The organism is Nocardia ignorata NBRC 108230 (assembly GCF_001612905.1).
Lineage (GTDB): Bacteria > Actinomycetota > Actinomycetes > Mycobacteriales > Mycobacteriaceae > Nocardia > Nocardia ignorata.
The window spans coordinates 157,506-181,268 of the sequence record NZ_BDBI01000023.1; the positions used below are offsets into that span (position 1 = coordinate 157,506).

19 protein-coding genes and 1 pseudogene are annotated in these 23,763 nt (G+C 68.0%); 13 read left to right on the plus strand and 7 right to left on the minus strand.

Annotated elements, in window-relative coordinates; translation table 11 throughout:
• Nucleotides 1-157 precede the first annotated feature (157 nt).
• Complete coding sequence (locus NI2_RS19240) at nucleotides 158-1,054, plus strand: NAD(P)-dependent oxidoreductase (protein WP_067492501.1); 897 nt, start codon at nucleotides 158-160, stop codon at nucleotides 1,052-1,054.
• Here the strand turns inward: NI2_RS19240 and NI2_RS19245 are convergent.
• Nucleotides 1,018-1,752, minus strand: a complete 735-nt coding sequence (locus NI2_RS19245) for a MerR family transcriptional regulator (RefSeq protein WP_067492503.1) — start codon at nucleotides 1,750-1,752, stop codon at nucleotides 1,018-1,020. The genes NI2_RS19240 and NI2_RS19245 overlap by 37 nt on opposite strands.
• Before the next feature lie 61 nt (nucleotides 1,753-1,813).
• Here NI2_RS19245 and NI2_RS19250 point away from each other — a divergent pair, with 61 nt between their 5' ends.
• A complete protein-coding gene (locus tag NI2_RS19250; RefSeq protein WP_067492505.1) occupies nucleotides 1,814-2,245 on the plus strand; it encodes a DUF6194 family protein in 432 nt (143 codons plus the stop codon).
• Here NI2_RS19250 and NI2_RS19255 read toward each other — a convergent pair.
• Complete coding sequence (locus NI2_RS19255) at nucleotides 2,234-2,854, minus strand: TetR/AcrR family transcriptional regulator (RefSeq protein ID WP_067492507.1); 621 nt, start codon at nucleotides 2,852-2,854, stop codon at nucleotides 2,234-2,236. The genes NI2_RS19250 and NI2_RS19255 overlap by 12 nt on opposite strands.
• A gap of 149 nt (nucleotides 2,855-3,003) precedes the next feature.
• Between NI2_RS19255 and abc-f the strand changes: the two genes are divergently transcribed.
• From abc-f to NI2_RS33185, 3 genes and pseudogenes are all read left to right on the plus strand, one after another.
• On the plus strand, nucleotides 3,004-4,605 hold the full coding sequence (abc-f, locus tag NI2_RS19260) for a ribosomal protection-like ABC-F family protein (RefSeq protein WP_174552218.1): 1,602 nt from the start codon (nucleotides 3,004-3,006) through the stop codon (nucleotides 4,603-4,605).
• Between the two features lie 18 nt (nucleotides 4,606-4,623).
• Nucleotides 4,624-5,044, plus strand: a pseudogene (locus NI2_RS35750) (CatB-related O-acetyltransferase); the annotation flags it as partial.
• Between the two features lie 44 nt (nucleotides 5,045-5,088).
• Nucleotides 5,089-5,256 carry a DUF4236 domain-containing protein gene (locus tag NI2_RS33185; RefSeq protein ID WP_084457272.1) on the plus strand — a complete coding sequence of 56 codons (168 nt, stop codon included), beginning with the start codon at nucleotides 5,089-5,091 and terminating at the stop codon, nucleotides 5,254-5,256.
• A 28-nt stretch (nucleotides 5,257-5,284) separates the two neighbouring features.
• Here the strand turns inward: NI2_RS33185 and NI2_RS19270 are convergent, their stop codons facing one another.
• Entirely contained in the window at nucleotides 5,285-5,959 is a 675-nt protein-coding gene (locus NI2_RS19270) for a potassium channel family protein (RefSeq protein ID WP_067492511.1), read from the minus strand.
• Nucleotides 5,949-7,289 (minus strand): TrkH family potassium uptake protein, encoded by a 1,341-nt coding sequence (locus NI2_RS19275; protein ID WP_067492513.1) that lies wholly within the window; start codon nucleotides 7,287-7,289, stop codon nucleotides 5,949-5,951. Before NI2_RS19275 ends, NI2_RS19270 begins: the two co-directional genes overlap by 11 nt.
• Nucleotides 7,290-7,557: 268 nt before the next feature.
• Here NI2_RS19275 and NI2_RS19280 point away from each other — a divergent pair, with 268 nt between their 5' ends.
• The 4 genes from NI2_RS19280 to NI2_RS19295 all read left to right on the plus strand — a co-directional run bounded on the left by NI2_RS19280 (nucleotide 7,558) and on the right by NI2_RS19295 (nucleotide 16,328).
• The gene (locus tag NI2_RS19280; protein WP_243749840.1) at nucleotides 7,558-8,178 is read left to right on the plus strand and encodes a GNAT family N-acetyltransferase; all 621 of its coding nucleotides are present in this window, start codon (nucleotides 7,558-7,560) and stop codon (nucleotides 8,176-8,178) included.
• Nucleotides 8,179-8,193: 15 nt separating this feature from the next.
• Entirely contained in the window at nucleotides 8,194-14,499 is a 6,306-nt protein-coding gene (locus NI2_RS19285) for a type I polyketide synthase (RefSeq protein ID WP_067492593.1), read from the plus strand.
• A complete protein-coding gene (locus NI2_RS19290; protein WP_067492516.1) occupies nucleotides 14,496-15,854 on the plus strand; it encodes an aminotransferase class I/II-fold pyridoxal phosphate-dependent enzyme in 1,359 nt (452 codons plus the stop codon). The genes NI2_RS19285 and NI2_RS19290 overlap by 4 nt, the downstream gene beginning before the upstream one ends.
• Nucleotides 15,855-16,142: 288 nt before the next feature.
• Nucleotides 16,143-16,328 carry a hypothetical protein gene (locus tag NI2_RS19295; protein WP_067492518.1) on the plus strand — a complete coding sequence of 62 codons (186 nt, stop codon included), beginning with the start codon at nucleotides 16,143-16,145 and terminating at the stop codon, nucleotides 16,326-16,328.
• A 172-nt stretch (nucleotides 16,329-16,500) separates the two neighbouring features.
• Here the strand turns inward: NI2_RS19295 and NI2_RS19300 are convergent, their stop codons facing one another.
• Entirely contained in the window at nucleotides 16,501-17,136 is a 636-nt protein-coding gene (locus NI2_RS19300; protein ID WP_067492520.1) for a TetR/AcrR family transcriptional regulator C-terminal domain-containing protein, read from the minus strand.
• 70 nt (nucleotides 17,137-17,206) lie between these two features.
• On the opposite strand from NI2_RS19300, the gene NI2_RS19305 reads away from it, so the two are divergent.
• The gene (locus NI2_RS19305; protein WP_067492522.1) at nucleotides 17,207-18,166 is read left to right on the plus strand and encodes a quinone oxidoreductase family protein; all 960 of its coding nucleotides are present in this window, start codon (nucleotides 17,207-17,209) and stop codon (nucleotides 18,164-18,166) included.
• On the opposite strand, the gene NI2_RS19310 is transcribed toward NI2_RS19305, so the two are convergent.
• Nucleotides 18,150-19,175, minus strand: a complete 1,026-nt coding sequence (locus tag NI2_RS19310) for an AraC family transcriptional regulator (protein ID WP_243749841.1) — start codon at nucleotides 19,173-19,175, stop codon at nucleotides 18,150-18,152. The two genes, NI2_RS19305 and NI2_RS19310, sit on opposite strands and share 17 nt — an antisense overlap.
• A 196-nt stretch (nucleotides 19,176-19,371) precedes the next feature.
• Between NI2_RS19310 and NI2_RS19315 the strand changes: the two genes are divergently transcribed.
• Together NI2_RS19315 and NI2_RS19320 are read left to right on the plus strand one after the other, a co-directional pair.
• Nucleotides 19,372-20,898 carry a flavin-containing monooxygenase gene (locus NI2_RS19315; RefSeq protein ID WP_255284027.1) on the plus strand — a complete coding sequence of 509 codons (1,527 nt, stop codon included), beginning with the start codon at nucleotides 19,372-19,374 and terminating at the stop codon, nucleotides 20,896-20,898.
• Between the two features lie 90 nt (nucleotides 20,899-20,988).
• Nucleotides 20,989-22,110, plus strand: a complete 1,122-nt coding sequence (locus NI2_RS19320; protein WP_067492526.1) for an alpha/beta hydrolase — start codon at nucleotides 20,989-20,991, stop codon at nucleotides 22,108-22,110.
• A gap of 46 nt (nucleotides 22,111-22,156) precedes the next feature.
• On the opposite strand, the gene NI2_RS19325 is transcribed toward NI2_RS19320, so the two are convergent.
• Complete coding sequence (locus NI2_RS19325; RefSeq protein ID WP_067492528.1) at nucleotides 22,157-22,717, minus strand: TetR/AcrR family transcriptional regulator; 561 nt, start codon at nucleotides 22,715-22,717, stop codon at nucleotides 22,157-22,159.
• Between the two features lie 107 nt (nucleotides 22,718-22,824).
• On the opposite strand from NI2_RS19325, the gene NI2_RS19330 reads away from it, so the two are divergent.
• Nucleotides 22,825-23,712, plus strand: a complete 888-nt coding sequence (locus NI2_RS19330) for an exodeoxyribonuclease III (RefSeq protein ID WP_067492530.1) — start codon at nucleotides 22,825-22,827, stop codon at nucleotides 23,710-23,712.
• The last annotated feature ends 51 nt before the right edge of the window (nucleotides 23,713-23,763 follow it).

A 23,763-nucleotide genomic window follows, 5' to 3' on the forward strand; every position in this document is an offset into this window, starting at 1 on the left:
GGGATGCTCACCTTCGGCCTTGGCAGAGTTCACAACAATGACGCCCCACAATTTTTCAGCCACCGGTGCCCTGACCTGGACGATTACCTGTGGGTGAGCTAGGGACGGGAAAAGTGCGTACTTCTGTGCCGCCCGGATGGCGCCCACACTCGGATCCATGAACAACGTGACCGTGCTCGGCACCGGCGCGATGGGCACGGCGATCGCCCAGGCCTTTCTCGCCGCCGGCTACCGCACCCATGTCTGGAACCGCAGCCTCGAGCGCACCACGGCCCTGGTGGCGGCGGGTGCGATCGCCCATCCCGCCGTCGCCGATGCCGTCGGCGCGAGCCGGGTGATCGTGACGACCATGACGACCTTCGCCGCCACCCGAGACAGCCTGGACGGCACCGCTGAACTCGCGGGCCGCGATCTCATCACCCTGAACAGCGGAACACCGGCACAGGCAAGGCAATTCGCACGCTTCGCGCATTGCGTGGGCGCGCGTTACCTCGGTGGCGCGATCAAGAACGTGCCATCGGCCGTCGGAAACTTCGACACCCTGCTGTATTTCGGTGGCGACCGCGCCGTCTTCGATACCCATGTCGAGACCTTGCGCGTGCTCGGCGGCGACGTCGAGTTCCTCGGCCCCGACCCCGACCTGGCCGCACTCTACGAATCCGCCGTCGGCGCAACACTTCTGCCCACCCTGCTCGGCATCTTCGAGGGTGCGGCGATCCTTGCCTCCCGCGGCATTCCGGCAGAGGCGATGGTCGGGTACTCGGCGAAATGGTTGCGGATGATCGAATCCCTGCTGCCGATCCTGGCCACCGAGATCGACACCCAGGACTACACCCGCCTCGGCGCCACCGTCAACCTGTTCCACACGGCGGTCACCGACGACACCCAGCTCGCGGCGGAGACGGGCATCGATATGAGCTGGCACGAACCCATCCACCACCTGCTCCGTTGCGCGGTCGCCGAGGGGCGTGGTGACCAGAGCATCACCGCACTGTTCGAGTTGCTCGCCGCCGGTACTCAGCAGAGCGCGCGAGCACGTGGGTTGTGCGGCTGATCCCGCAGGACTTCCGTCAGGGCCGCCGCCGATTCGACGAGTGCCCTGGATCGTCGGGTGAGTGCGGCCTCTCGGGTGGCGAGGGCGTCGCGTAGTTCTCCCGGCCCGCTGCGCCGGAACTGGGTGAGCACCGTGCGCAGCGTGGCTATGCCGTAACCCGCACGCCGCAACTGGTGCACGATCCTGGCGTCGCGCACCTGTTCGGGCGTGTATCGCCGCGCCCCCTTCGCGCGCTCGGGAACGACCAATCCCGCTGCGTCCCAATGTCGCAGCGTGGAGGTCCGGATGCCGAGCGCGTCGGCGAGTTCGGCGATGCCGAGTGCGTCGGAGTCGCGCACATCCGCGATCGGTTCGGCTCCGATACCGGCCGCCGCCCGCACCGCGAGCGCCAGCTCGCCGCGTTCGGTGTGCAGGGCGGCGTGGGCCGCGTCGAGCCCGGCCAGTGCCCGCTCGGTTTCCCCGGCGACGGCATCGCGCATGATCGCCTTCGCCGCCACCGGGCCGGTCCCTTCCGCCAGCGCGCGGTAGGCCCGGGCGGCCGCGACATGCGCGTCTCGATAGTTCCGGTGGCCGCCCGGCGACCGCTGCGCGGCGGGCAGCACACCGTCGTTCTCGAGGTCGCGCACCTGCTGCACCGAGTAACCGGCCGCCCGCGCCACATCGACCGTCCGCATCCGGTGCGAATGTAGCTTTGTCATGAGTTCTCCTGGCGGTATCGCGTCCAAGTCCACACAAGCACTTCAATGTGACGCTTGAAGCATGCAGATTACCGAGATCGACGACTTCGTGAGCGGACTCGACGGTGTGCTCGCCCTGCGACCCACCGAGGGCAGCGACTTCCCCGAGATCAGCTGGGGCGACATCTTCTACTACTACGCCCCGGACGGCGTGGTGCCCCGTGGCCAGCCCTTCGCCACGATCGTCACCAAGAACTATCCCGACGACACCGCTACCGGCCTGGACAGGCCCGGTGCCTTCCGCGTCAACGTCGCGGTCGGCACGGACACCTTCGCCGAATACGCCGACAACTCGCTCGCCGACAACACCCTCGCCCCGCATCCGCTGTACGCCCGCGCGCATTGGCTTTCGATCACGAACCCCGGCCCGGACAACGCCGAGGTGCTGCGTGAACTGTTGCGAGAAGCCCACGGCCGCGACAAATCACGAGCCGAACGACGTTCAGGACAATAACCGCCGAGTGGTGTGCGGCGACTCGCGGAACGCCCCCGCGCGGGCGGCGAGCGCGGTGCCGGCCGCCGCCCGCTCCGGCAACCCCGGATCCGGCGGTGTGCGCAGCAGCATCAGGCAGTGGTACACCGGGGCCGTCGCCGCGATGAGCAGCGCTCGGGCATCGGTGTCGGCGGGGATCTCGCCCCGTTCCACGGCCCGCTCCACGACGATCTCGCACTGCGCGTAACGGTCCTCCCACATCCGCGCGAGCCCCTGTGCGGCCTCCGTCGACCGGAACGACACCGCGATCAGCGCCGACGCGATCGATGGTTCCGCGAGCAACGACTCCTGGATCTCCTCGTTCAGCGCGGTCAGATCCCCGGCGAGCGAACCGGTATCACGTGGCTGCCAGTCCAGATCACCCGCCGCCGCGATGACATCGGCGAGCAGCCCGCCCACATTGCGCCACCGCCGGTACACGGTGGTCCGATGCACACCGGCGCGCTCGGCGACCGAGTCGATGGTCAACGCGTCGTAGCCGTTCTCGGCCAGTTCGGCGCTGACAGCGGCCAGTACCTGCTCCCGGTTGCGGGCGGTGCGGCCACCCGGGCGCGGTTTCGGTTCGCTCATGAATCTTCTTCTTGCTCGCGGGGAAATCCTGTGGCAGCATACTAATGCAATTGTTGTCGCACTAGTGAGGTTGCCGATGCTCCTTCGAAGCGTTCATCACGTCCTGCGGTCCGCTGGGTCCGCTTCCTCGAATGCTTCGGAGTGCTTGTATGCCAACTCAACTCACCGCACGTGCGGTCAGCAAATCCTTCCTTGGGCGCCCGGTCCTCGATGAGGTGACGTGCGCGTTCGCCACGGGCGAGCGCACCGGGATCATCGGCGAGAACGGTTCGGGCAAGTCCACCCTGCTGCGCCTGCTGGCCGGCCGCGAACTGCCCGATTCCGGCGAGGTGACGGTCCGGGCCGACGGTGGCGTCGGCTATCTCGCCCAGGACGAGGAACTTCCACCGCACCTCACTGTGCAGGAGATCATCGACCGCGCCCTGGCCGACCTACGGGCCATCGAGGATCGCCTGCGAACGCTGGAAGTTGCGATGGCCGACGGTGACGGCCTGGCCGAATATGCGGAGCTGACAACCCTTTTCGAGCTGCGTGGCGGTTACGACGCCGAAGCCGAGGTGGAACGGGCCCTGCACGGTCTCGGGCTCGGACTCGTCGCCCGCGACCGCCGCGTCGGCGACCTGTCCGGTGGCGAACAGGTCCGATTGCGGTTGGCCTCGGTGCTGGCGGCGGGCACCGAGGTGCTGCTGCTCGACGAGCCGACCAACCATCTCGACGACACCGCCATGACCTGGCTCGAAGACCACCTGCGCACCCGTCGCGGCACCATCGTCACGGTGTCGCACGACCGGCGGTTCCTCGAACGCGTCGCCACCGACCTGCTCGAGGTCGACGCCGACCGCAGACGAGTGGTCCGCTACGGCAACGGTTACGTGGGCTACCTCACCGAGAAAGCGGCGGCCAGGCAACGTTGGGAGCAGGCCCACGAACAGTGGCAGGCCGATATCGCCCGCCTGCGCGAGACCGCCGCGACCACCGCCCGCGCGGTGGCACCGGGCCGGGCGATGAAGGACAACAACAAGATGGCCTACGACCGGGCCGGGGGGCGCGTGCAGCAGTCGTTGGCCAGCCGCGTCCGCAATGCGGAGGAACGTTTGCGGCGGCTGCTTGCCGACCCCGTACCCGCACCGCCGCAGCCGCTGCGGTTCACCCCGGTGCTGCGGACCCGGCGGGTGCAGGGGCCGGTGCTCGAAGCGGTCGACGTGGCGGTCGAGGGTCGGCTGCACCGTACGAGCTTGTCGATCGCGGCGGGGGAGCGGGCGCTGATCACCGGGCCCAACGGCGTCGGAAAGTCCACGCTACTCAGGGTTCTCACCGGCGAAGTCACACCTGACGCCGGCACCGTGACACGGCGCGGACGCATCGGCTACCTGGCCCAGGAGTCTTCGTTCCCCGACCCGTCGCAAACCCTGGCCGCCGCCTTCGCGCACGGTCGCGCGGGCGACGCCGAGGAGCACACCGAGCAACTACTCGCCCTCGGCCTGTTCGATCGCGCGCGGCTGGATACCCGCGTGGCCGACCTGTCCACCGGCCAACGCCAACGCCTGGCCCTCGCCCGCCTCGTCACCGAGCCCGTCGACGCCCTGCTCCTCGACGAACCGACCAACCACCTCTCGCCGGCCCTGGTCGAAGACCTGGAAACCGCCCTGGGCACCTATCGCGGTGCACTGCTGGTCGTCAGCCACGACCGCCGCCTGCGCTCACGCTGGCGCGGCGCCCACCTCGCCCTCGGCGCCACCGCCACCGTCTGAATCGCGAAGGACCCTCGTGCCCCCGGCGCCCGGTTCATCATGAACGGCGCCAACCATCGAATGGACGGGCCCGTCGACCTACCCGTTCCCGGTCCTCGGCGGTTCCTGGGCCGACCACATCGACCTGGTCATGGACCTGCCGAGCCGTGGCGACACGGTGATCGGCAACGATGTGTGGATCGGCAACGGCGCGACCTTGATGCCCGGCGTCCGCGTCGGCAACGGGGCGATCATCGGTACGGGCGCCGTGGTCACCGCCGATGTGCCCGACTACGGGATCGTCGGTGGCAACCCCGCCCGGCTGATCGGAACCCGTTATCCCGCGGCCGAAGTCGACCGTCTGCTGGCTTGTGCCTGATGGGGCTGGCCGCTCGACCACATCACCCGCCATATTCGAACTATCATGGCCGGTAGCGTCGATGCATTGGAATCGGCTGCCGCCGAGCTCGATTCGGATCGACGCGCCGAACCGAAAGGTCAGCAATGCCCATCCGATTCCGCCAGCGCAAATCCTTCGGCCCCCTGAAGTTCAATTTCACCCAGTCGGGCCTGTCGTCCTGGGGCATCAAAATCGGTCCCTGGTCCTGGAACTCGCGCACCAGGAAGAACGCCGTCGACCTCCCCGGCCCCCTGAGCTGGCGCCAGCGCTGAAACTCGGGCTTGTTTCGTCTTCGCCGCGTCAGGTCAGGTCGGAGAAGCGTTCGACCTCTTCGATGCGCCCGGAGACGATCAGCTGATCGCCCTCGGCGACGACGGAGTCCGGTGTGGCATAGGTGAATTCGCCGCCGCGGTGTTTGATGGCGACGACGGTGATGTCGAAGTGCTTGCGCAGCCCGCTGCCTGTGAGGGTCGCCCCGACGGCCGATCGGGGCGCGGTGGTCTTGGCCATGGCGTAGTCGGTGTCGAACTCGATGTAGTCGATCATCCGGCCGGTGACCAGGTGCGCGACCCGTTCACCCATGTCGTGTTCGGGCAGCACCACATGGTGTGCGCCGACGCGTTCGAGGATCTGCCCGTGCTGACGGCTGGTCGCCTTCGCCCAGATCTTGGGGATCCGGTAGTCGGCGAGCAACGAGGTGGTGAGGATGCTCGCCTCCATATTGGAGCCGATGCTCACCACCGCGTGCGGGAAGTCGGGCACCCCGAGCTGCTCCAGCGCTGTCGTATCGGTGGTGTCCGCCACGGCGACATGGGTCAGTAGGTCCGAATACTGCTGCACGATATGTGGATTCGAGTCGATCGCGAGCACCTCGGAACCGTGCGTCACCAATTCGCGGGCCAATGCCCCGCCGAAGCGGCCGAGCCCGATGACGACGACGCGCGTGCTGTGTTTGCGTGCGGTTCTACCCGACAATGGGGCGCTCCTCCGGTAGTTCGTAGCGGCGGCCGCGGTCGCGCAGCGCGAGCGCGGTGGCCAGGGTGATGGGTCCGAGGCGGCCGAGGAACATCAGGGCGACCAGCACGATCAGGCCGGAATCGGGAATGGCGGCGGTGATCCCGGTGGACAGGCCGACCGTGCCGAAAGCCGAAACCACCTCGAACAGCACGGCATCGAGGTCCATCCCGGTGATGGTCAGCAGGGTCAGCGTGCCGACGACGACAGCGCCGACCCCGAGCAGCGCCACCGTGATCGCTTGCCGTTGCACCGGCGCGGCCAGCTTGCGGTCGAGCACATGCACGGTCGGTTCACCACGAATCTCCGCCGCGATGACGAACGCGAGCAGCGCGAAGGTGGTCACCTTGATGCCGCCCGCCGTGCCCGCGCTGCCGCCGCCGATGAACATCAGGATGTCGTTGACCAGCAGGGTCGAGGAGTGCATCGCGCCGACATCCACCGAATTGAAGCCCGCGGTGCGTGGTGAGAGCCCATGGAAGCCGCCGACCAGCAGTTTCTGCAGTGAACCGAGGGGGCCGAGGGTGCCCGGGTTGGACCATTCGAACGCGGTCACCGCCACGATGCCGAACACCGCGAGCGCGAAGTACGTCCACAGCGTGAGCCGGGTGTGCAGTGTCCACCGATGATCGCGGGTGCGGCGGCGCAACCACCTGCCGACCTCGAACAGCACGGGGAAGCCGAGGCCGCCGAGAACCAGGGCGACGGTGATGGGGACGATGATCCACGGATCGGTCGCGTAACCCATCAGGCTGTCCTGGTAGAGCGCGAATCCGGCGTTGTTGTAGGCCGAAACGGCGTGGAAGACACCGAGATAGACGCCGTGCCAACCGCCCTGGTCGTACCCGAACACGAATCGCAGCGTCAACGCGATCGCCGTGATCGCCTCGACCACCAGGCTCATCCGGATGACCCCGATGACCACCCGCCTGCTTTCCCCGAGCCGCAGCGCCTTCGTCTCGGACTGGGCGATCAGCTGCATCCGCAGCCCCATCCGCCTGGCCACCAGCAACCCGAGCAGCGAGGCCAGTGTCATGATCCCGAGGCCGCCGATCTGGATCAGCCCGAGGACGACGAGTTCACCGAACAGCGACCAGTGACTCTCCGTATCGACCACGACGAGCCCCGTCACGCAGACGGCCGAAACGGCGGTGAACAGCGCCGTGACCGGCGCCGTCGCGGTGCGCGATTCCGCCGCTACGGGCAGCATCAGCAGCAGCGTCCCGACGAGCGTCGCGGCGCCGAATCCCAGGACGACCAGCCTGGCCGGATGGTGCGGGCTGGGGAGCATGCGCACCAGGTCCCGGGAAGAAATCACGATGGGCCAGCCTAATTGCCCGACCGGCCCCGGCATCCCGACGCGACCGTAAGGATTTCGTCAAGAATCGGCGCGGGCGACCAGCGTGTCTACGCCCCTTGACGCATGCCGACGTCGCGAAAACCGACAAGTCGTTCCGAATTCTATGCTCGGCGGATGTGCTGAGATAGCCTAACGAAACACGATCTGCCCGAACGAGTTCCGTGATCCGGCACAGTGGATCCATTGAGGTACAACAGCGTTGAGTTCAGGAAAGAGTCTGATCGTCCGCCCGGCAACCAGGGCCGACATCGACTCCATGGTGGAAGTGCTCGCCGCCGCTTTCGCCCATGACGATCCGATCGACGAGTACGTCTTTCCAGACGAGACCGTCCGGTATCGACGGGCCCCGCGCATGCTGCGCGCCATGATCCGCCACCGCTTCCTGCCTGCGGGCGGGGCCGAGGTGGCGGTGCTCGACGGCCGCGTGGTGGGAGTCCTGCTGTGGTACCCGCAGGGCTATCGCCCGGGCGGTTTGCGCGAGCTGATCGCCGGCCCGGAGCTGCTCGTCGCGATGGGGTCAGCGGTGCGTCGCGGTATCGAGGTCGACGCGGCCATGGATCGCGCCGCTCCGCCCAAACCGCACTTCTTCCACGTCTACCTCGGCGCCGATCCGAGCCTGCAGCGCAGCGGTGTAGGCCGGGCGCTGTACGCCTCGTTCACCGACAAGGCCGACCGGCAAGGTGCATCGATCTGCGGCATCTGCAAAGACGCCAATGTCGGCTACTACGAGGCGCTGGGCAACGAGCGCGCCGGATCCGTCCGGCTCGGTGCCTCCGGCCCGGAACTCAACATCATGATTCGCCGCCCGCGGCCGCTCTGACCCCGAGGAATGCACATGACTGACATCGCCATCGTCGGCATCGGCTGCCGTTATGCGGGCGGCATCGACTCGCCGGAATTGTTCTGGGACTTCGTGATCCACAAGCGCGACGGCGTTCGTGAGATTCCCGAGGAGCGCTGGGACTGGCGCCGCTACTACGACGAGGACCGGCGCGCCCCCGGCCGCATGTACACCAAACGCGGCGCCTTCATGACGGGCGACCCGTGGGCCTTCGACCCGGAGTTCTTCGGCATCTCCCCACGCGAGGCCACCAGCATGGACCCGCAGCAGCGGTTGATCCTCGAGGTGGCCTGGGAGGCGCTCGACGACGCGGGCGTGGCCGGCCGGGCCGCGGGGTCCTCGCTCGGGGTGTACGTGGGTGCCTTCACCCTCGATCAGATGGTGGTTTCGGCGGGTGCCGCGCTGCCGCATGTCGACCTGCACACCGCCGTCGGTGTGTCGTACACGATGCTGTCGAACCGGCTCGCGTACGCGCTCGACCTGAAAGGTCCCGCCGTGACGGTGGATACGGCCTGTTCGTCGTCGCTGGTCGCCCTGCATCTGGCGTGCCGGGCTATCGCCGACGGTGACTGCGAGGTCGCGATCGCCGGTGGCGTGAACGTGATGGTGCAGCCGGAAACATTCGTCACGATGTGCAAGGGCGGCTTCCTCGCCGCCGACGGGCGGAGCAAGCCGTTCGACGCCGCGGCCGACGGCTACGGCCGGGGCGAGGGCGCCGGGGTGGTGGTCCTGAAGAAGCTGGCCGACGCCGAACGCGACGGTGACCGGGTCTACGCCGTGGTCAAGGCCACCGGCGCCAACCAGGACGGGCGGACCACCGCGATCACCGTCCCCAATGCGGAATCCCAGGAAAGCCTCGCGCGCGAGGTGATCCGGCGCTCCGGCCTCGATGTTCGCGATGTCACCTACGTCGAGGCGCACGGTACCGGCACCCCGGTGGGCGATCCGATCGAACTGCGGGCCATCGGCCGCGCCTACGGCGCACCTGCCGGACGGCCGGGGCAGCTCGGCGTCGGGTCGTTGAAGGCCACGCTCGGGCACACCGAGGCCGCCTCGGGTGTCGCGAGCATCATCAAGTCGGCGTTGGCGATTCGGCATCGCACGATCCCGCCGCAGGGCTGGCTGGACACGCCGAACCCCGATATCCCCTTCGACGAGTGGGGGATTCGGGTACTCACCGAGGCCGAGCCGGTCGGACCCGACGTCGAGCGCATGGCCGTGGCCGTCAACGGTTTCGGTTACGGCGGGACGAACGCGCACGCGATCCTGCAGGAGTACCGGCCGAGCGCCGAAACCGTTCGGCCACCTGTGCATTTCGGCGTGCTGCCGCTGTCGGGGCGTTCCGAGGGTGCGGTACGGGAGCTGGCGCGTGGGTTCGCCGAACGCATCGCCGACGGTTCCGATCCGCAGCGGCTGGCGGAGGCGGCGTGGCGGCGGCGCCAGCATCATCCGGTGCGCACGGGCGTCGCCTTCGGTGACGACACCGAGCTGGTGCAGGGGCTGATCGATCTGGCGACCGGATCGGGCCGGGTCGCCAAGACCGTCGCCAAACGCGCCGGTGAACCGGTGTTCGTCTGCACCGGCATGGGCCCGCAATGGTGGGGCATGGCACGTGAGCTGCTCACGGCGGAAGGCACTTTCGCTGTCGAAGCGAAGCGGGTGGACGCGGAGTTCCAGGCGGTGGCCGGCTGGTCGATCATCGAGGAACTGTTGCGGCCCGAGGAAGAATCGAGGGTGCCCTCGACCGCCGTCGCGCAACCGGCCAATTTCCTGGTGCAGGTCGCGCTGTTCGCGACGCTGCGGGAGCGGGGGATCGAGCCGGCGGCCGTCGTCGGGCACAGTGTCGGCGAGGTGGCAGCCGCGTACCTGACCGGCATGTTGTCGCTGGTCGACGCCGTTCTCGTCAGCTACCACCGTTCGCGGCTGCAGGCGACCACGGCGGGCACCGGCGGCATGCTCGCGGTCGGGCTCGGGCCGGACGAGGCCGGTGCGCTCGTGGCAGGTGAGGACGCGGTCGATATCGCGGCGATCAACAGCCCGTCGGCGGTCACCCTCGCCGGTGCGGTCGACCGGCTCGACGCCGTTGCCCAAACGCTCACGGAGCGGGGTGTGTTCGCGCGTCGTCTGCAGGTCGAAGTGCCGTATCACAGTGCCCTGATGGACCCGATCCTCGACGAACTGCGTGCCGAACTCGCCGACATCACCGTCGCCGAACCACGCCTCCCGCTGTACTCCACCGTCACCGGCGAACTGGTCACCGGCGCGGACTGGGACGCCGACTACTGGTGCGCCAATGTGCGCCAGCCGGTGCGTTTCGCGGCGGCGGCCACGACGCTCGTGAAGGCGGGACACCGCGTATTCCTCGAAGTCGGCCCGCACCCGGTGCTCGGCGCCAATATCCGCGAGATCCTCATCGGTGCGGGCGAGACGGGCACGACCATCGCCACCTTGCACCGCAAACAGGACGACGCGCACAGCATGCGTCAGATGCTCGTCGACCTCTACGCCGCGGGCGCTCTCGATATCGACACCCTGTTCACCGAAGCGGTTCGCCCGACACCGCATATCGACCTGCCGCGCTACCCCTGGCAGCGCACGGTGCTGCGCTCGGAATTGCCCGAGCTGCGAACGCAACGGCACGGCACCCCGGACGCGCACCCCCTGCTCGGCGACCGGCGCCCCGACGACGCGAGCACCTGGCGTCTCAACCTGTCGACCGCCGCGCTGCCCTGGCTCACCGACCATGTCGTCGGCGGCACCGCGATCATGCCGGGCTCGGGCTACCTCGACGCCGCGCTCAGCGCCGCGGCCGTGCGGGCCGAGTCCGAGCAGGTGGGGCTGGAGGACGTGCGGTTCGTCGCGCCGCTCGTCGTCGACGGTGGTGACGCACCGATCGTCGAACTCCACCTGGAGGTTTCGACCCGACGCTTCACCATCCGTTCGCGCGGCGCCGCGGGTTCGGTGTGGACCGTGCACGCGACCGGACGGCTCGTCGAGGGCTCCTACGCGCCGGTCGGGGCCGACGTGCCCGACCTCTCCGCGATGACATCGGTCGAACCCGCCGACTTCTACACCGGTCTTGTCGCGGCCGGGCTCGAGTACGGTCCGGCGTTCCAGCGGGTGACCGCGATCCGGCTCGACACCGACACCGTTGTCGCGCAGGTGAACGGTGAAATCGACCGGGATGCACGCCATCTCGCGCACCCCGCCGTGGTCGACGCCGCCTTGCAAACGGTCGCGGCATTGCTCGCCGGGCGTGCCGCCGAAGGGGCGATGGTCCCCGTCGGCGTCCGCTCGGTGCGCCGGCTGGCCGCGCTGCCCACCGAGATCACGGTGGTCACCCGGATGTCCGGTGACGCCGCCGACATCGACCTGCTCGGCGCCGACAACGCTGTCTGCCTGCAACTGCGGGGCGTGCGCTTCGCCTCGCTCACGCCGGGTGCGGGACCACTGCGGCGGATGAGCGACTTCTTCTACGAAGAACGCTGGGAGCTGCGCGACCCGGTCGACACGACCGCGCTTCCCGGCAACGACGGACTGTTCACGCTGGTGCTCGGTTACGGCGAAGGCGTCGAGGACCGCGTCGAGCGGGTGCACCAGGCCGTGCGCACCGGTGCCGCCGGTTCGGCCGCCGTCCTGCTCGACGACGCCGAGCTGGAAGCGAACCTCACCGCCCGCCTCCGCGACCTCTTCGCTCTCGAAGTGGTCGAGCGCGTGCATGTTTGCGTGGTTCCCGGCGCCTCGGCCGACGGCGATATACCCACCCTGTGGACCCTTCGCCGGGTCGCGGCCACCCTCGAGAGCTTCCTCGACGTCCGCGCGAACGAACTCGCCGTCGACCTGCCCATGACCGGCGACGGGTCACTGCACGCGACGGTCGTCACCGCCAACGCCTACGCGCACCCGGCCGACCCGACGCCACCCTCGCTCACCCAGGCCGCGATCGCGGGCGCCCGCCGGGTGCTGCTCAACGAACAGTCCAGGCTGCGTTGGCGGCTCGTCGATATCGACGCTCGGGTCACCGAAACCGAACTGGCCGCCGAACTCGCCGTGCCAGGTGCCTTCACCTACGACCGCAGTGACGAGGTGATCCTGCGGGACGGACTGCGCTGGGTCACCGTCGTGGACCGGACCATGCCGCAGCGCCTCGAAACGCTCGACACGGCGGAGCCGCTCACCGATCCGGAGGCGAACTTCGAACTCGAGCTGCCCCGCTCGCGCACCTTCGCCCGGCTGGGCTGGCGGCGGTGCGAACGCCGTGCACCCGGACCCGGTGAGGTCGAACTGCGCATGCGCGCGGTCGGCCTGAACTACAAGGACGCGCTGAAGGTGATCGGCGTGCTCGGGGAGCGGGAGCTGGCGCCCACCTATTTCGGCACGGTGCCCGGTATGGAAGGAGCCGCGACCGTCGTCCGGGTCGGCGCCGAAGTCACCGACGTGGCCGTCGGCGACGAGGTGACCGTGACCTCGAAGGGCATGATCGCCCGGTTCCACACCACCGACGCCGCCCTGCTCGCCCGCGTGCGCCCCGGCACCGATCCCGGGCGCTGCACGAGCGGAACGGCCTTCGCCACCGCCGAACACTCCCTGCTCGAGCTGGCCAGGATCCAGCCGGGGGAGACCGTGCTGATCCACGGCGCCGCCGGTGGTGTCGGCACCGCCGCGGTGCAGATCGCCAAGCAGCACGGTGCCGTGGTGATCGGCACCGCGAGCACCGAGCAACGCCGTGCGCTCGTGTCGGCCGAAGGCGCCGATCACGTCCTCGGTTCACGCTCGCTCACGCTCGTGGACGAGGTGCTCGCGCTCACCGACGGCCGTGGCGTCGACGTGATCCTCAGTACCGCACCCGGTGAGTTGCAACGCCAGAACTTCACTATGGTCGCCGAATTCGGCCGCATCGTCGAAATCGGCAAGGCCGACATCTACGCCGGTGGCGTGCTGGAACTGGCCGCCTTCGACAAGAACATCGCCTACTACTCCTTCGACCTGGACCGGATGGCCCGCGTCCGGCGCGACCGCGTGCTCGATCTGGTGCGCGGAATCAACGCCAGGCTCGACGACGGCACCTACCGGGCGCTGCCGTTCACCAGCTACGGCACCGCCGAGGTCGGCGAGGCCTTCGAGGCGGTGGCCCGGTCCACCGGAACCGGGCGCGTCGCGCTCGACCTCACCGAAGCCGAGCCCCTCGTCCGCCCCGCCCAGCCCCAAGTGCGTATCGAAGCGGACGCGAACTACCTGATCACCGGCGGTTTCGGGGCCTTCGGCCTGGCCACCGGACGGTGGTTGGTCGGCAACGGCGCCCGCCACCTCACGCTGCTCGGCCGTAGCGGTCCCACCACGGGAGCGGCCGTCGCGCAGCTCGCGGCGTGGGCGCAGCAGGGCATCACGGTGGTCAGCGAGCTGGTCGACATCACCGATGCCGAGGCCGTCGCCGGGGTGATCGACCGAGCGCACACGGCCGACCATCCGCTGCGCGGTGTGTTCCACACGGCGGGCGTGATCGACGACAAACGCGCCACGGTGATGGACATCGACAGTCTGGCGGCGGTGTATCGGCCGAAGGTGGACGGCGTGCGCGCCCTGGCGGCGGGTCTCGAGGCGGCAGGCGTGCGACTCGACCACTTCGTGCTGTACTCCTCCGGCTCGACAATGTTCGGTGCCGTCGGTCAATTCGCCTACACAGCAGCCAATTCCGCGCTGCAGGCGATGGCCGAATCGGTCGTCCGCACAGGCGGCACGGCGCTCGCGGTCGGCTGGGGTCACATGTCCGGCGGCGGTATGGCCGCCGCCGACGAGCACATCACCCGGTATCTGCGCACCACCGGCTTCGATCCGCTCGACATGGACGAGGGCGCGCAATATCTGGAACAAGCGCTGCGCCTTGGCATCACGCAGGCGGCGATCATTCCGATCGACTGGGCCAAGGTCGATGCCACCGCGCCGTTCTTCGCCGAGACCGGACGGCTCGAGACGATGATCGCCGCTGCGGCGCAGGATGATTCGGCGGCGAACCAATTGCGTATCCAGCTCGCCGAACTCGACGAGGACAAACGCGGGGAGGTTGTGGCGTACATGCTGGCCGAACAGCTGGCGCAGGTGATGGGTGTCGCGGCGGATTCGATCGACCTGAGCGTTCCGGTTCCCGAACTCGGCCTGGATTCGCTGATGGCGGTGGAATTCGGTGCGCTGGTGTCGAAGTCGCTCGGTGTCGAGCTGCTGACCTTGCAGATGGGTCGTTCGTTCAGCCTCGAACAGGCGGGAGCGCGGGTGGCGGAGGCGATCGTCGGGGTGCGGGCATGAGCGAGTCGGCGCGGGAACTGGCCAGGAAGCTGCTCAACGACACGGTCGGCGAGGGGGTGTCGCGGGCGCCGTCCACGCCCCCGTCCGTCACGCGACGGCCCCGGCGCGGTCCGGGTCGCCAGTTCGCCGACCACCCCGAGGTGGCGGCGATGGCGAAGAAACGCGCCACGATCGCCGAACTGTACGACCGATTCGACATGCCGAACCCGGTCTTCCTGCTGCGTGAGAGCGCCAACGACACCGTGATCCGTTGGCAGGGACGCGAACTGGTGAACTTCGGCGCCTACAACTACCTCGGGCTGAGTAATCATCCGAAGGTGGTGCAGGCGGCCAAGGACGCGCTCGACACTTACGGCGCCTCCGCCTCGGCCTCGCGCATCGTCGCCGGGGAGATCCCGCTCTACGCCGAACTCGAGCAGCGCCTGGCCGGGATGTACGACGTCGCCGACGCCCTGGTGACCACCAGCGGATATCTCACGAATGCCGGGGTGATCGGCTTCCTGTTGCGCGACGGCGATGTCGCCATCTGTGATTCGCTGATCCACCGCAGTGTGGTGTCGGGCGTGCAGTGGTCGGGTGCGCGTCAGCTCACCTTCCGGCACAACGACCCCGAGTCGCTGCGGTCGGTGCTGCGGATGGCGCGCGCCGATTTCGACCGTGCGTTGGTGGTGATCGAAGGTCACTACAGCATGGACGGAACCATCGGGAAGCTGCCCGAAATCGCCGCTATCGCCAGGGAATTCGACTGTGCCGTGATGGTCGATGAGGCGCATTCGCTCGGTGTGTTCGGCGCTAACGGCCGAGGCGTTCGCGAACATTTCGGCTTGCCCGGTGATGCCGTCGACATCTGGATGGGCACCCTGTCCAAGGCGCTCGGCAGCTGCGGTGGATTCGTCGCCGGCGACGCCGACCTGATCGGTGCGATGAAGGTCGCCGCACCCGGTGTGGCGATGCTGAGCGGTGGCCCCGCGCCGTCGACGATCGGTGCCGCCCTGGCCGCCCTCGACATCCTCGACATGGAACCCCAGCGCCTGACCCGCCTGTGGTCCAATACCGAGTTCTTCCGGAGCTTGCTCGTCGAACGTGACCTCGACCTGGGTGTTTCCGAGGGCACCCCGATCTTCCCGGTCATGGTGCCGCAGGAATTCCGCGCCGGTTTCGTCTCTGCGCGGCTGCTGCAACAGGGCATCTACACGGGCGCGATCACCGCCCCTGCGGTCCCGGTCGGGGCCGAGCGCCTCCGCTTCTTCCTGACCTCCGAACACACCCCTGACCAGCTCCGCAGCACCGCCGACGAGCTGGCCGAGGCGGTGCGGGTCGCCGAAGCGCTGCCTGCCGTCAACGGCATCGGCTGAGGGTTCCTGAGGTCACCCGGAACGGATGATGCATCGTGATCGGCCAGGCGTGACGATTGCCCGATGACCACCGCGGCGTCGAACCCGATCTGGCAGCACCCCGATCGGTGACCGGCGCTCCCGACATCGGAGGCTCGGTGCGGGTCGATGGGGCACTTCGCGACGTAGTGTGAGATCGCCTCCGATCGGAAGGAACACCCGTGACCGACGCAGCATCCGTGGTCGTCGCCTACACCCACCTGTTCCCAGGCCTGGAACTCGAACTGCCCCGCTGATCGCTTCGACCTCGTGTTCGCCGACGGCAGCGAAGCGGCGGCCACCCTCACCGAAACAGGCGGCGACCCAGCCATCCTGGTCGACGCCTACCGCACCCAGGCGGGTACGGAAATCGCCGAAACACTCTGGCCTGTCCGGCGTTCGGCGGACGACGAGCGCCGGGTGAAGCTCGGGAAGGCCCTGCGCTCCACCAGCTAGGGCCGCAGTGCTCCGAGCACCTGCTGTTGGCACGCCGCGCTCGGGCGTAGCGGTTCGATCGCGTCGATCGTGGGGAGTTTGTCGAGTGCTGGGCCTGCGCGGGTCGGTCGCCCGGCCGGATTTGAATCGGGACCAGACGAGCACGATGTGGACGAGGAGTGAGCGTCGGCCGTCAGCGCAACCGGGTCGCGAGCCCGTCGAGGACGACGCCGAGTTGTCGTTCGAACCTCGGGTCGCCGTCGTCGCGGAGATGTCCGGCGGCCTTGACCAGTTCGGCCCCCTCGCCGAGCCACGCATCACGTTCGGCAAGCGAGTATCGAGCGGGGTCAGTGCTCGTGGACGGGCTGCGCTCCTGCTCTTCGATGACGAAGCCGACCACGAAGGCCGTGAGCAGGTCGAGGGTGTCGTCGGCCTCGGGCAGTGAGAACCCGGCCGCGGTCAAGCGCTCGAGCCACGATTCCTTCGCCTTCACCACGTCGGGGTCGGCGAAACGCGTGCCGCTGAAGATGCGCGCCCCGTCCCGGTGCCTCAGATACTCCGACCTCAGGACGCGGGCGTAGGCGGACACGTCGGCACGCCAGTCGGCGCCGCGCGGGATCGCCGCCAGTGCATCGGTGACGCGGCGCATGACGAATGTGGCCATCTCGTCGAGAAGTTCCTGTTTGTTGCGGACGTGCCAGTACAGGGCGGGGGCCTTCACGTCGAGCCGGGCGGCGAGCGCGCGGACGGTGAGGGCGTCCATGCCCTGCTCGTCGAGCAGTTCGAGTGCTGCCGTCACGATCTGCTCCCGGGTGATTCCCTTTGCCACGCTTGACAGTTTAACAAAGTTAAGGCACCGTTGGCGACATCGGAAATTAACTTAGTTAAGGAGATATCTCATGCGCGCTGCTGTCGTCGAAACCCCCGACGCCACACCAGTTCTCGCGGACTTCCCTGATCCACAACCGCGGCCGGGCCGGGCACCGCTGAGGCTGGTCGGCGCTGGTTTGCACCACGTCGTCCGTGGGCAGGCCTCCGGGCGCCACTACTCCGGCGGCCCGGCACATCCCCTCGTACCGGGCGTCGATGCCGTGGCCCGCACCGAGGACGGGCGGCTGGTCTACACGGGTTTCGCCCGGGCGCCGTGGGGGACCATGGCGGAATGGATGGTCACGCCGTTCGAGGCGGAACTTCCCGCCGGGGCCGATCCGCTCGCCGTCGCCGCCGGCATGAATCCGGCCCTCTCCGGCTGGATGCCCCTGATCGCCCGGCGCGAGGAGGCGGGCGAAATCGGGACCGTACTCGTGCTCGGCGCGACCGGCGCCTCGGGCGGTCTGGCGGTGCGGGCCGCGCTGGCCCTCGGCGCGAAACAAGTCGTCGCGGCCGGGCGCGACCACGCAGCGCTGGAACGACTGCGCGGCCCGGGTGTAGTGACCGTTGCACTCGCCCCGGACGCACCCGACACCTGGTCGACCACCCTCGGTGCGGCCGTCGCCGACACCCAACCCACCCTCGTCCTCGACTACGTGTGGGGCGCCGTCGCCGAGGCTGCCTTCGCGGCAGTGGGAAGCTCCGGCCCGTCCGCCAACAGCGTGCCACTCGATTACGTGCAGATAGGCACACTCGCCGGAACCGATGCCTCGCTCCCCGCGGCGCTACTGCGCAGCCGCCGCATCCGGATCAGCGGCAGTGGCCTCGGCTCGGTCTCGAAGGAACAGATGATCGCCGAGGTCCCCGCCCTCCTCGCCCGCTTCGCCGACGGCACCTTCGACCCGCCGTACACCACATACCCGCTCAGTCGTGTCGGCGAAGCCTGGGCACATCAAGGCCGTCAGCGCGCCGTCATCGTCCCGGATTGATCGCGCCGCGCGGTGCAGCGCGTGGGGTCGGCGTAGAGGTGGCGTGAGAGGTGACCTGGAATTGTTTGGGGGTCAATCCCTTCCAGCGTTTGAACGCGTGGATGAAGCTCGCGGATTCCGCGTAGCCGAGGCGGATCGCCACGTCGTGTACCGAGAGCACGCCGGTGCGCAGCATCTGTTCTGCGAGTGCTTCGCGAACCTCGTCGCGCAGGACCTGGTAGCTGGTGCCTGCTTCGCCGAGTCGTCGTCGCATGGTTCGGGTGCTGATGTGGAGTGCGCGGGCGACCTCGTCGGGCCCTGCTGCGTTCAGGTCGACATGGGTGAGCAGGTCTCGGACCTGTGCCGCGATGCCGTTGCGGTGTCGGCGTGCGGTAACCAGTTGCCGGCATTGCTCTTCGCATTGGGCGAGGGTGCGTGGATCGGCTCGGGGGAGCGGCTGGGTGAGCAGGTGCGGGTCGAACGCGACGATGTTCTCGGGTCGGTCGAAGATCGGAAGCTGGTGGAACACTTCCTCGTACGCTGTCGTCGAGGCTGGTCGTGGGCGGCGGATCTCGACTCGCGCTGGTGAGAACTGGCCGGGGAAGAGGTCTTCGCTCACGGTGAGGATGGCTGCTGCGTCGCGGTCGAAGAGGAATTGTCGTGCCGGTGCCGCGAGGGCGCTGTCGTCGAGTCGCACGATCACCTCGGTCTCGGACAGTTCTACTCGTGGCACGCAGAAGGCGAAGGTCAGGTCGAAGTAGCGGAGAAAGAACGACAGGGCGTCACCCAGGGTAGGGCTGGCCAGGCAGGCGAATCCGAAGATGCCGAATGTGGTGGTGCGGTATCTGCGGCCGAGATCGAGCCCAGGATGGTTTTCCTCGGTGAGCGCGGAGGCCAGATTGGTGGCGACGGCGAGTTCCTGTGCGGCCGAAACGTGCGCGTGGGGGTCGGCGAGGTGGGCGACGGTGAGCCCGGAGCCGTCGAGTGCCTGCTCGAGTGGGAGGCCGTGGTCGCAGGCGAACCGGGACATCAGGGTGACGCTGGCGACTGAGCGGGGAAAATCATGGTGGGAAACCGCTGCGGCCGGGATAGATCCCGTCATGACCAGCGAGTTTACAAACCGCGCTCAGGTTTGGCCAGAATTGTCAATTCTCTGGCCGCGCGGATATACGCCGCGCGATGGTCCGTGGTTAGCGTCGAGGACCATGCGAGATGGGACGACAAGCGTGGCGGACACGGTATCGGTGGTCATCGTCGGTGCGGGTTTCGCCGGGCTGGCGATGGCCAATGAGCTACTGCGGGCGGGGATCAGCGATTTCGTGATCTTGGAGAAGGCGGATCGCGCGGGCGGGGTGTGGCGCGAGAACACCTATCCGGGAGCCGCCTGCGATGTGCCCTCGCCTTATTACTCGTTCTCCTATGCTCCGAAGCCGGACTGGACCAGGCGCTACGCCGGCCAGGCTCAGATCGAGAGCTATCTGACCGATATCGCATCCGCGCCCGGCCTGCGGAACCGAATTCGGTACGACGTGGAGGTGACAACCGCCCGGTTCGAGGAGTCCGAGGGGCTGTGGGATCTGCGCACCGCCGACGGCGGTTCGGTACGCGCCCGGGTGTTCGTGCCTGCGACCGGGCAGCTGTCTCGTCCGGCGATGCCCGACATCGAGGGGCGTGTGCGTTTCGAGGGCGCATCGTTTCATTCGGCGCAGTGGCGTCATGATTGCGACCTGCGTGGACGTCGGGTCGCGGTGATCGGCGCGGGCGCGAGCGCCATCCAGTTCGTTCCGCGGATTCAACCGCAGGTCGCGCAGTTGACCCTGTTCCAGCGCTCGGCGCCCTACATCCTGCCCAAACCAGACGGTGAGTACCGGTCGATCCACCACTCCGCTTTCCGGCGGCTGCCCCTGCTGCAAAAGCTCGAACGCGGCCTGTGGTGGACCCTTGGCGAGGTGTGGACGCTGGGTATCACCGGTAACCGGCGGATCAGCGCCGCGGTCGAAGCCGCGGCGAGGTGGCAACTGCGACGGCAAGTGGCCTCGGCGGACTTGCGGCACAAGCTGACACCCGACTACCCGATCGGTTGTAAGCGGGTGCTGTTCGCCAACGACTACTACCCTGCCCTGACCGAGCCCAACGTCGACGTTGTCACCGAACGCATCATCGAGATCACCGCGGGCGGTATTCGCACCGCTGACGGCGTCGAGCACGCGGTCGATGTGATCATCTACGGCACCGGATTCGCTACCCAGGAATTTATCGGACCGATGACGGTGCGCGGGCGCGCAGGCCGTGAACTCCGTGCCGCGTGGGCCGAGGGTGCCCACGCTCATCTCGGCATGACAGTTCCCGGGTTTCCGAACATGTTCCTCATGTACGGCCCCAACACCAACCTCGGTACCGGTTCGATCATCTACATGCTGGAACGGCAGGCACGCTACATCCGGCAGGCCGTCGAGGTGTTGACGCGAGAGCCCGGTGCGGTCGTGGAGATCCGCGCGGAGGTCGAACACCGCTACGACGAGGAGATACAGCGTCGCCTCGCCGGCTCGGCGTGGGCGGGTTGTGTGAGTTGGTACAAATCCGCCTCCGGTCGCATTTCGAGTAATTGGCCGGGGTCGGTCTCGGAGTACTCCCGACGGACGGCGAAGTTCTCGCTCGCTGAATTCCACACCACGGCAGTCTCGCGAGTACCCGACAGCACCGAAGCGACTACGTGCGGCCGCTCCGGCGGTCACCCCGCAACATTTTCTTGACTGACGTTCAAGAAGCTCTTACCGTAGTCGCGACACCGTTCTTGGGCGACGTTCAAGAGTGCTGGTTCGCTGAGCGGAAGGAATCAAGTCATGGCTACCGACGAGCCGATCGATCGAGGTGAGGCCGCTGCGGCGATTCGGCGGCGCGATGTGGAGTTCCTCTCCGGCGGTGTGCCATGCGCGGCGTGGTTGTACTCCGCGCCCGGTACGTCCGGTCCTCGCCCGATGGTGATCATGGGGCACGGGCTGGGAGCGGTGCGCGAGATGCGCCTGGAGGCGTTCGCCGAACGCTTCGCCGCGAACGGCTGGTCGGTGCTGGTCTTCGACTACCGCCACCTCGGGGCCAGCGGCGGACAGCCGCGTCAGCTCCTCGACATCGATCGCCAACTCGCGGACTGGCGTGCCGCTGTGGACTTCGCGCGCACCTTGTCCGAGGTCGATGTCGAGCGGATCGCATTGTGGGGCACCTCATTCGGTGGTGGACATGTCCTGCAGGTCGGGAGCGGCAACCCACAGGTCGCGGCCATCGTCGCTCAATGTCCCTTCACCGACGGACCGGCCTCGCTGATCTCACGACTGCGAACCGGGCCGCTGAGCGCCGTCGCGCTGATGGCGGCGGGCATCCTCGACACCGCATGCTCGTGGCTCGGTATCAAGCCGATCCTCATGCCGATGGCCGGAACCTCGTGGATGCCCGCTTTCGTGGCCTCACCCGACGCCATCGCGGGCGCGTCGGCGCTGCTACCGCCAGGCACCCGGCTGTCGCGCCGCACCAGCGCCCTCCTGCGACGGCTGTCATCGGTTCGTGCGCGGCTGTCACAGAACATCGAACTGACGATCGCCGACGAACGTGAGCCTGTCACCACGGTGGGCCGCGACTCGATATGGGGCGTACTACGAGGCCCGGATAACAACTTCGATGCCGCCAATGCGCTGGCCGCCCGCTTGGTGTTGCGGCTGCCGCTCTACCGACCCGGCCGCGCCATGGCCCGCTCCGGCGTTCCGACCCTGCTGTGCGTCTGTGACAACGACGCCGCCGCCCCCGCCGAAACCACCAAGCTCCGCGCGCGGGGCCTGGCACATGTCCACGTGGAGACCTACCCCTGCGACCACTTCGACATCTACCTCGGCACCTACTTCGAAGACGCCGTCCGCGACCAGATCGACTTCCTGACAAAACAATTCGCCAAGGCTGCGCGCACCGCGAGTTAGACCCGCACGACGCGGTGCGCAGCTTGCGTATCCGCCCGCTGTTTCGTCAGCGGGCGGCTACCGCCATTGCGCGGGCGCTCTGTATCAGTGTTTCCATCACCGCACGCTTGCGCTCATCGTCGACCGGGTGCATCAGAAGTCCCTCGACCACGAAGACCCCGATCGAGGTCATCGCATCCAACTCGTTCTCGGGAACCCCGATCATGGCCAGCTCCGCCCGGAACAAGCCCTCGGCCAACGCGTGGAACCCTTCGTGCCAGTCCCGAACAGCATCCGACTCCTTCGCGCGAGCATGCACGGTGGTCACCAACCGGCTCACGTGCTCCAACTCCGCGACGACCCACAGCAGTCGATCGACGATATCGGTGTCGAGAACCTGACCGTACCGGGCCATCGACTCGGCCAGGACCTCCTCCAGCACCGCCGTCAGGACCGCGTCCTTGTCCCGGAAATACCAGTACAGCGTGTTCGACACCACGCCGGCGTCCTGGGCGATTCTGCTCACCGGAACCGCGTCGTACCCCAGTTCGGTGAACAACCGCCGAGCGGCAGCGACGATCTCGGCGCGCTTCTCCTCCCGATCCCGGGGGCGTCTGTTTCTCGGCATCACCAGTCCTGACTCATCGCGGCCTGCGAACCAGCCTATCTTGGACAGTCCTCAAGAAAGCGGTCGGCAGACGCACGGGTGACAGGGGTTTCCGGCACAGTGTCCCCATGGGTTCGTCGGTCGCTGAGACTTTCACTGTCGCCACATTCAACGTCAACGGAATCCGCGCGTCACGTCGTCGTGGATTCGACCAGTGGTTGCGGGCCAGGTCGGCGGATGTGGTCGCGCTGCAGGAATTGCGTTGTTCCGCAGCCGATGTGGGAACCTTCCCGGGCTATTCGGCGGCAGTGGACGTCGGTTCCGTGGCCGGTCGCAACGGTGTGGCCGTACTGACCAAGGTTCCCGCCGCTGCCGTGCGGACGTGGGTGACCCACCCACCCAGGGCCCGCGGACTCGGTGAGTTCACCGCCCAGGGACGTTATATCGAGGTCGACCTGGCCGACCGTCCGGTAACGGTGGCCTCTCTGTATCTCCCCAAGGGTGGTCTGCCAGCGCATCTCCAGCGCCCGGGATCGATGCGCGAACAGCCCGACGGTGGGGTCAAGTACGAACGCAAGCAGAGGTTCCTCGCTGCGTTCGCCCGCGAAGTGCACCGGAACCGGCTCGCTGCGCTGAGTGTGGGACGCGAGTTCGTCCTCACCGGGGATCTGAACATCGCGCACACCCGGCACGATGTGACCAACTGGCGTGCCGCCCGCACGATGGACGGCTTCCTGCCCGCCGACCGCGAGTGGTTCAGTTCGGTTCTCGGCACGCGCCGGCTCGTAGACGTGGTGCGACAGGTGCACGGCGATCGCCCGGGTCCACTCACCTGGTGGAGCTGGGCGGGTCAGTTGTTCGCCAAGGACGTGGGTTGGCGAGTGGACCACCAACTCGCGACACCCGGCCTTGCCCGCCACGCGATGTCTGTCGTCGTCGACAAGGAACCGTCACCCGCCGAGCGCCTCTCCGATCACGCGCCCCTCGTAGTGACCTACTCGGCGACGCCCGACTGAGAAGTTCTGGCGCCCTCGGTCGGACATGCAAACATGAGAACCGGAAAACGC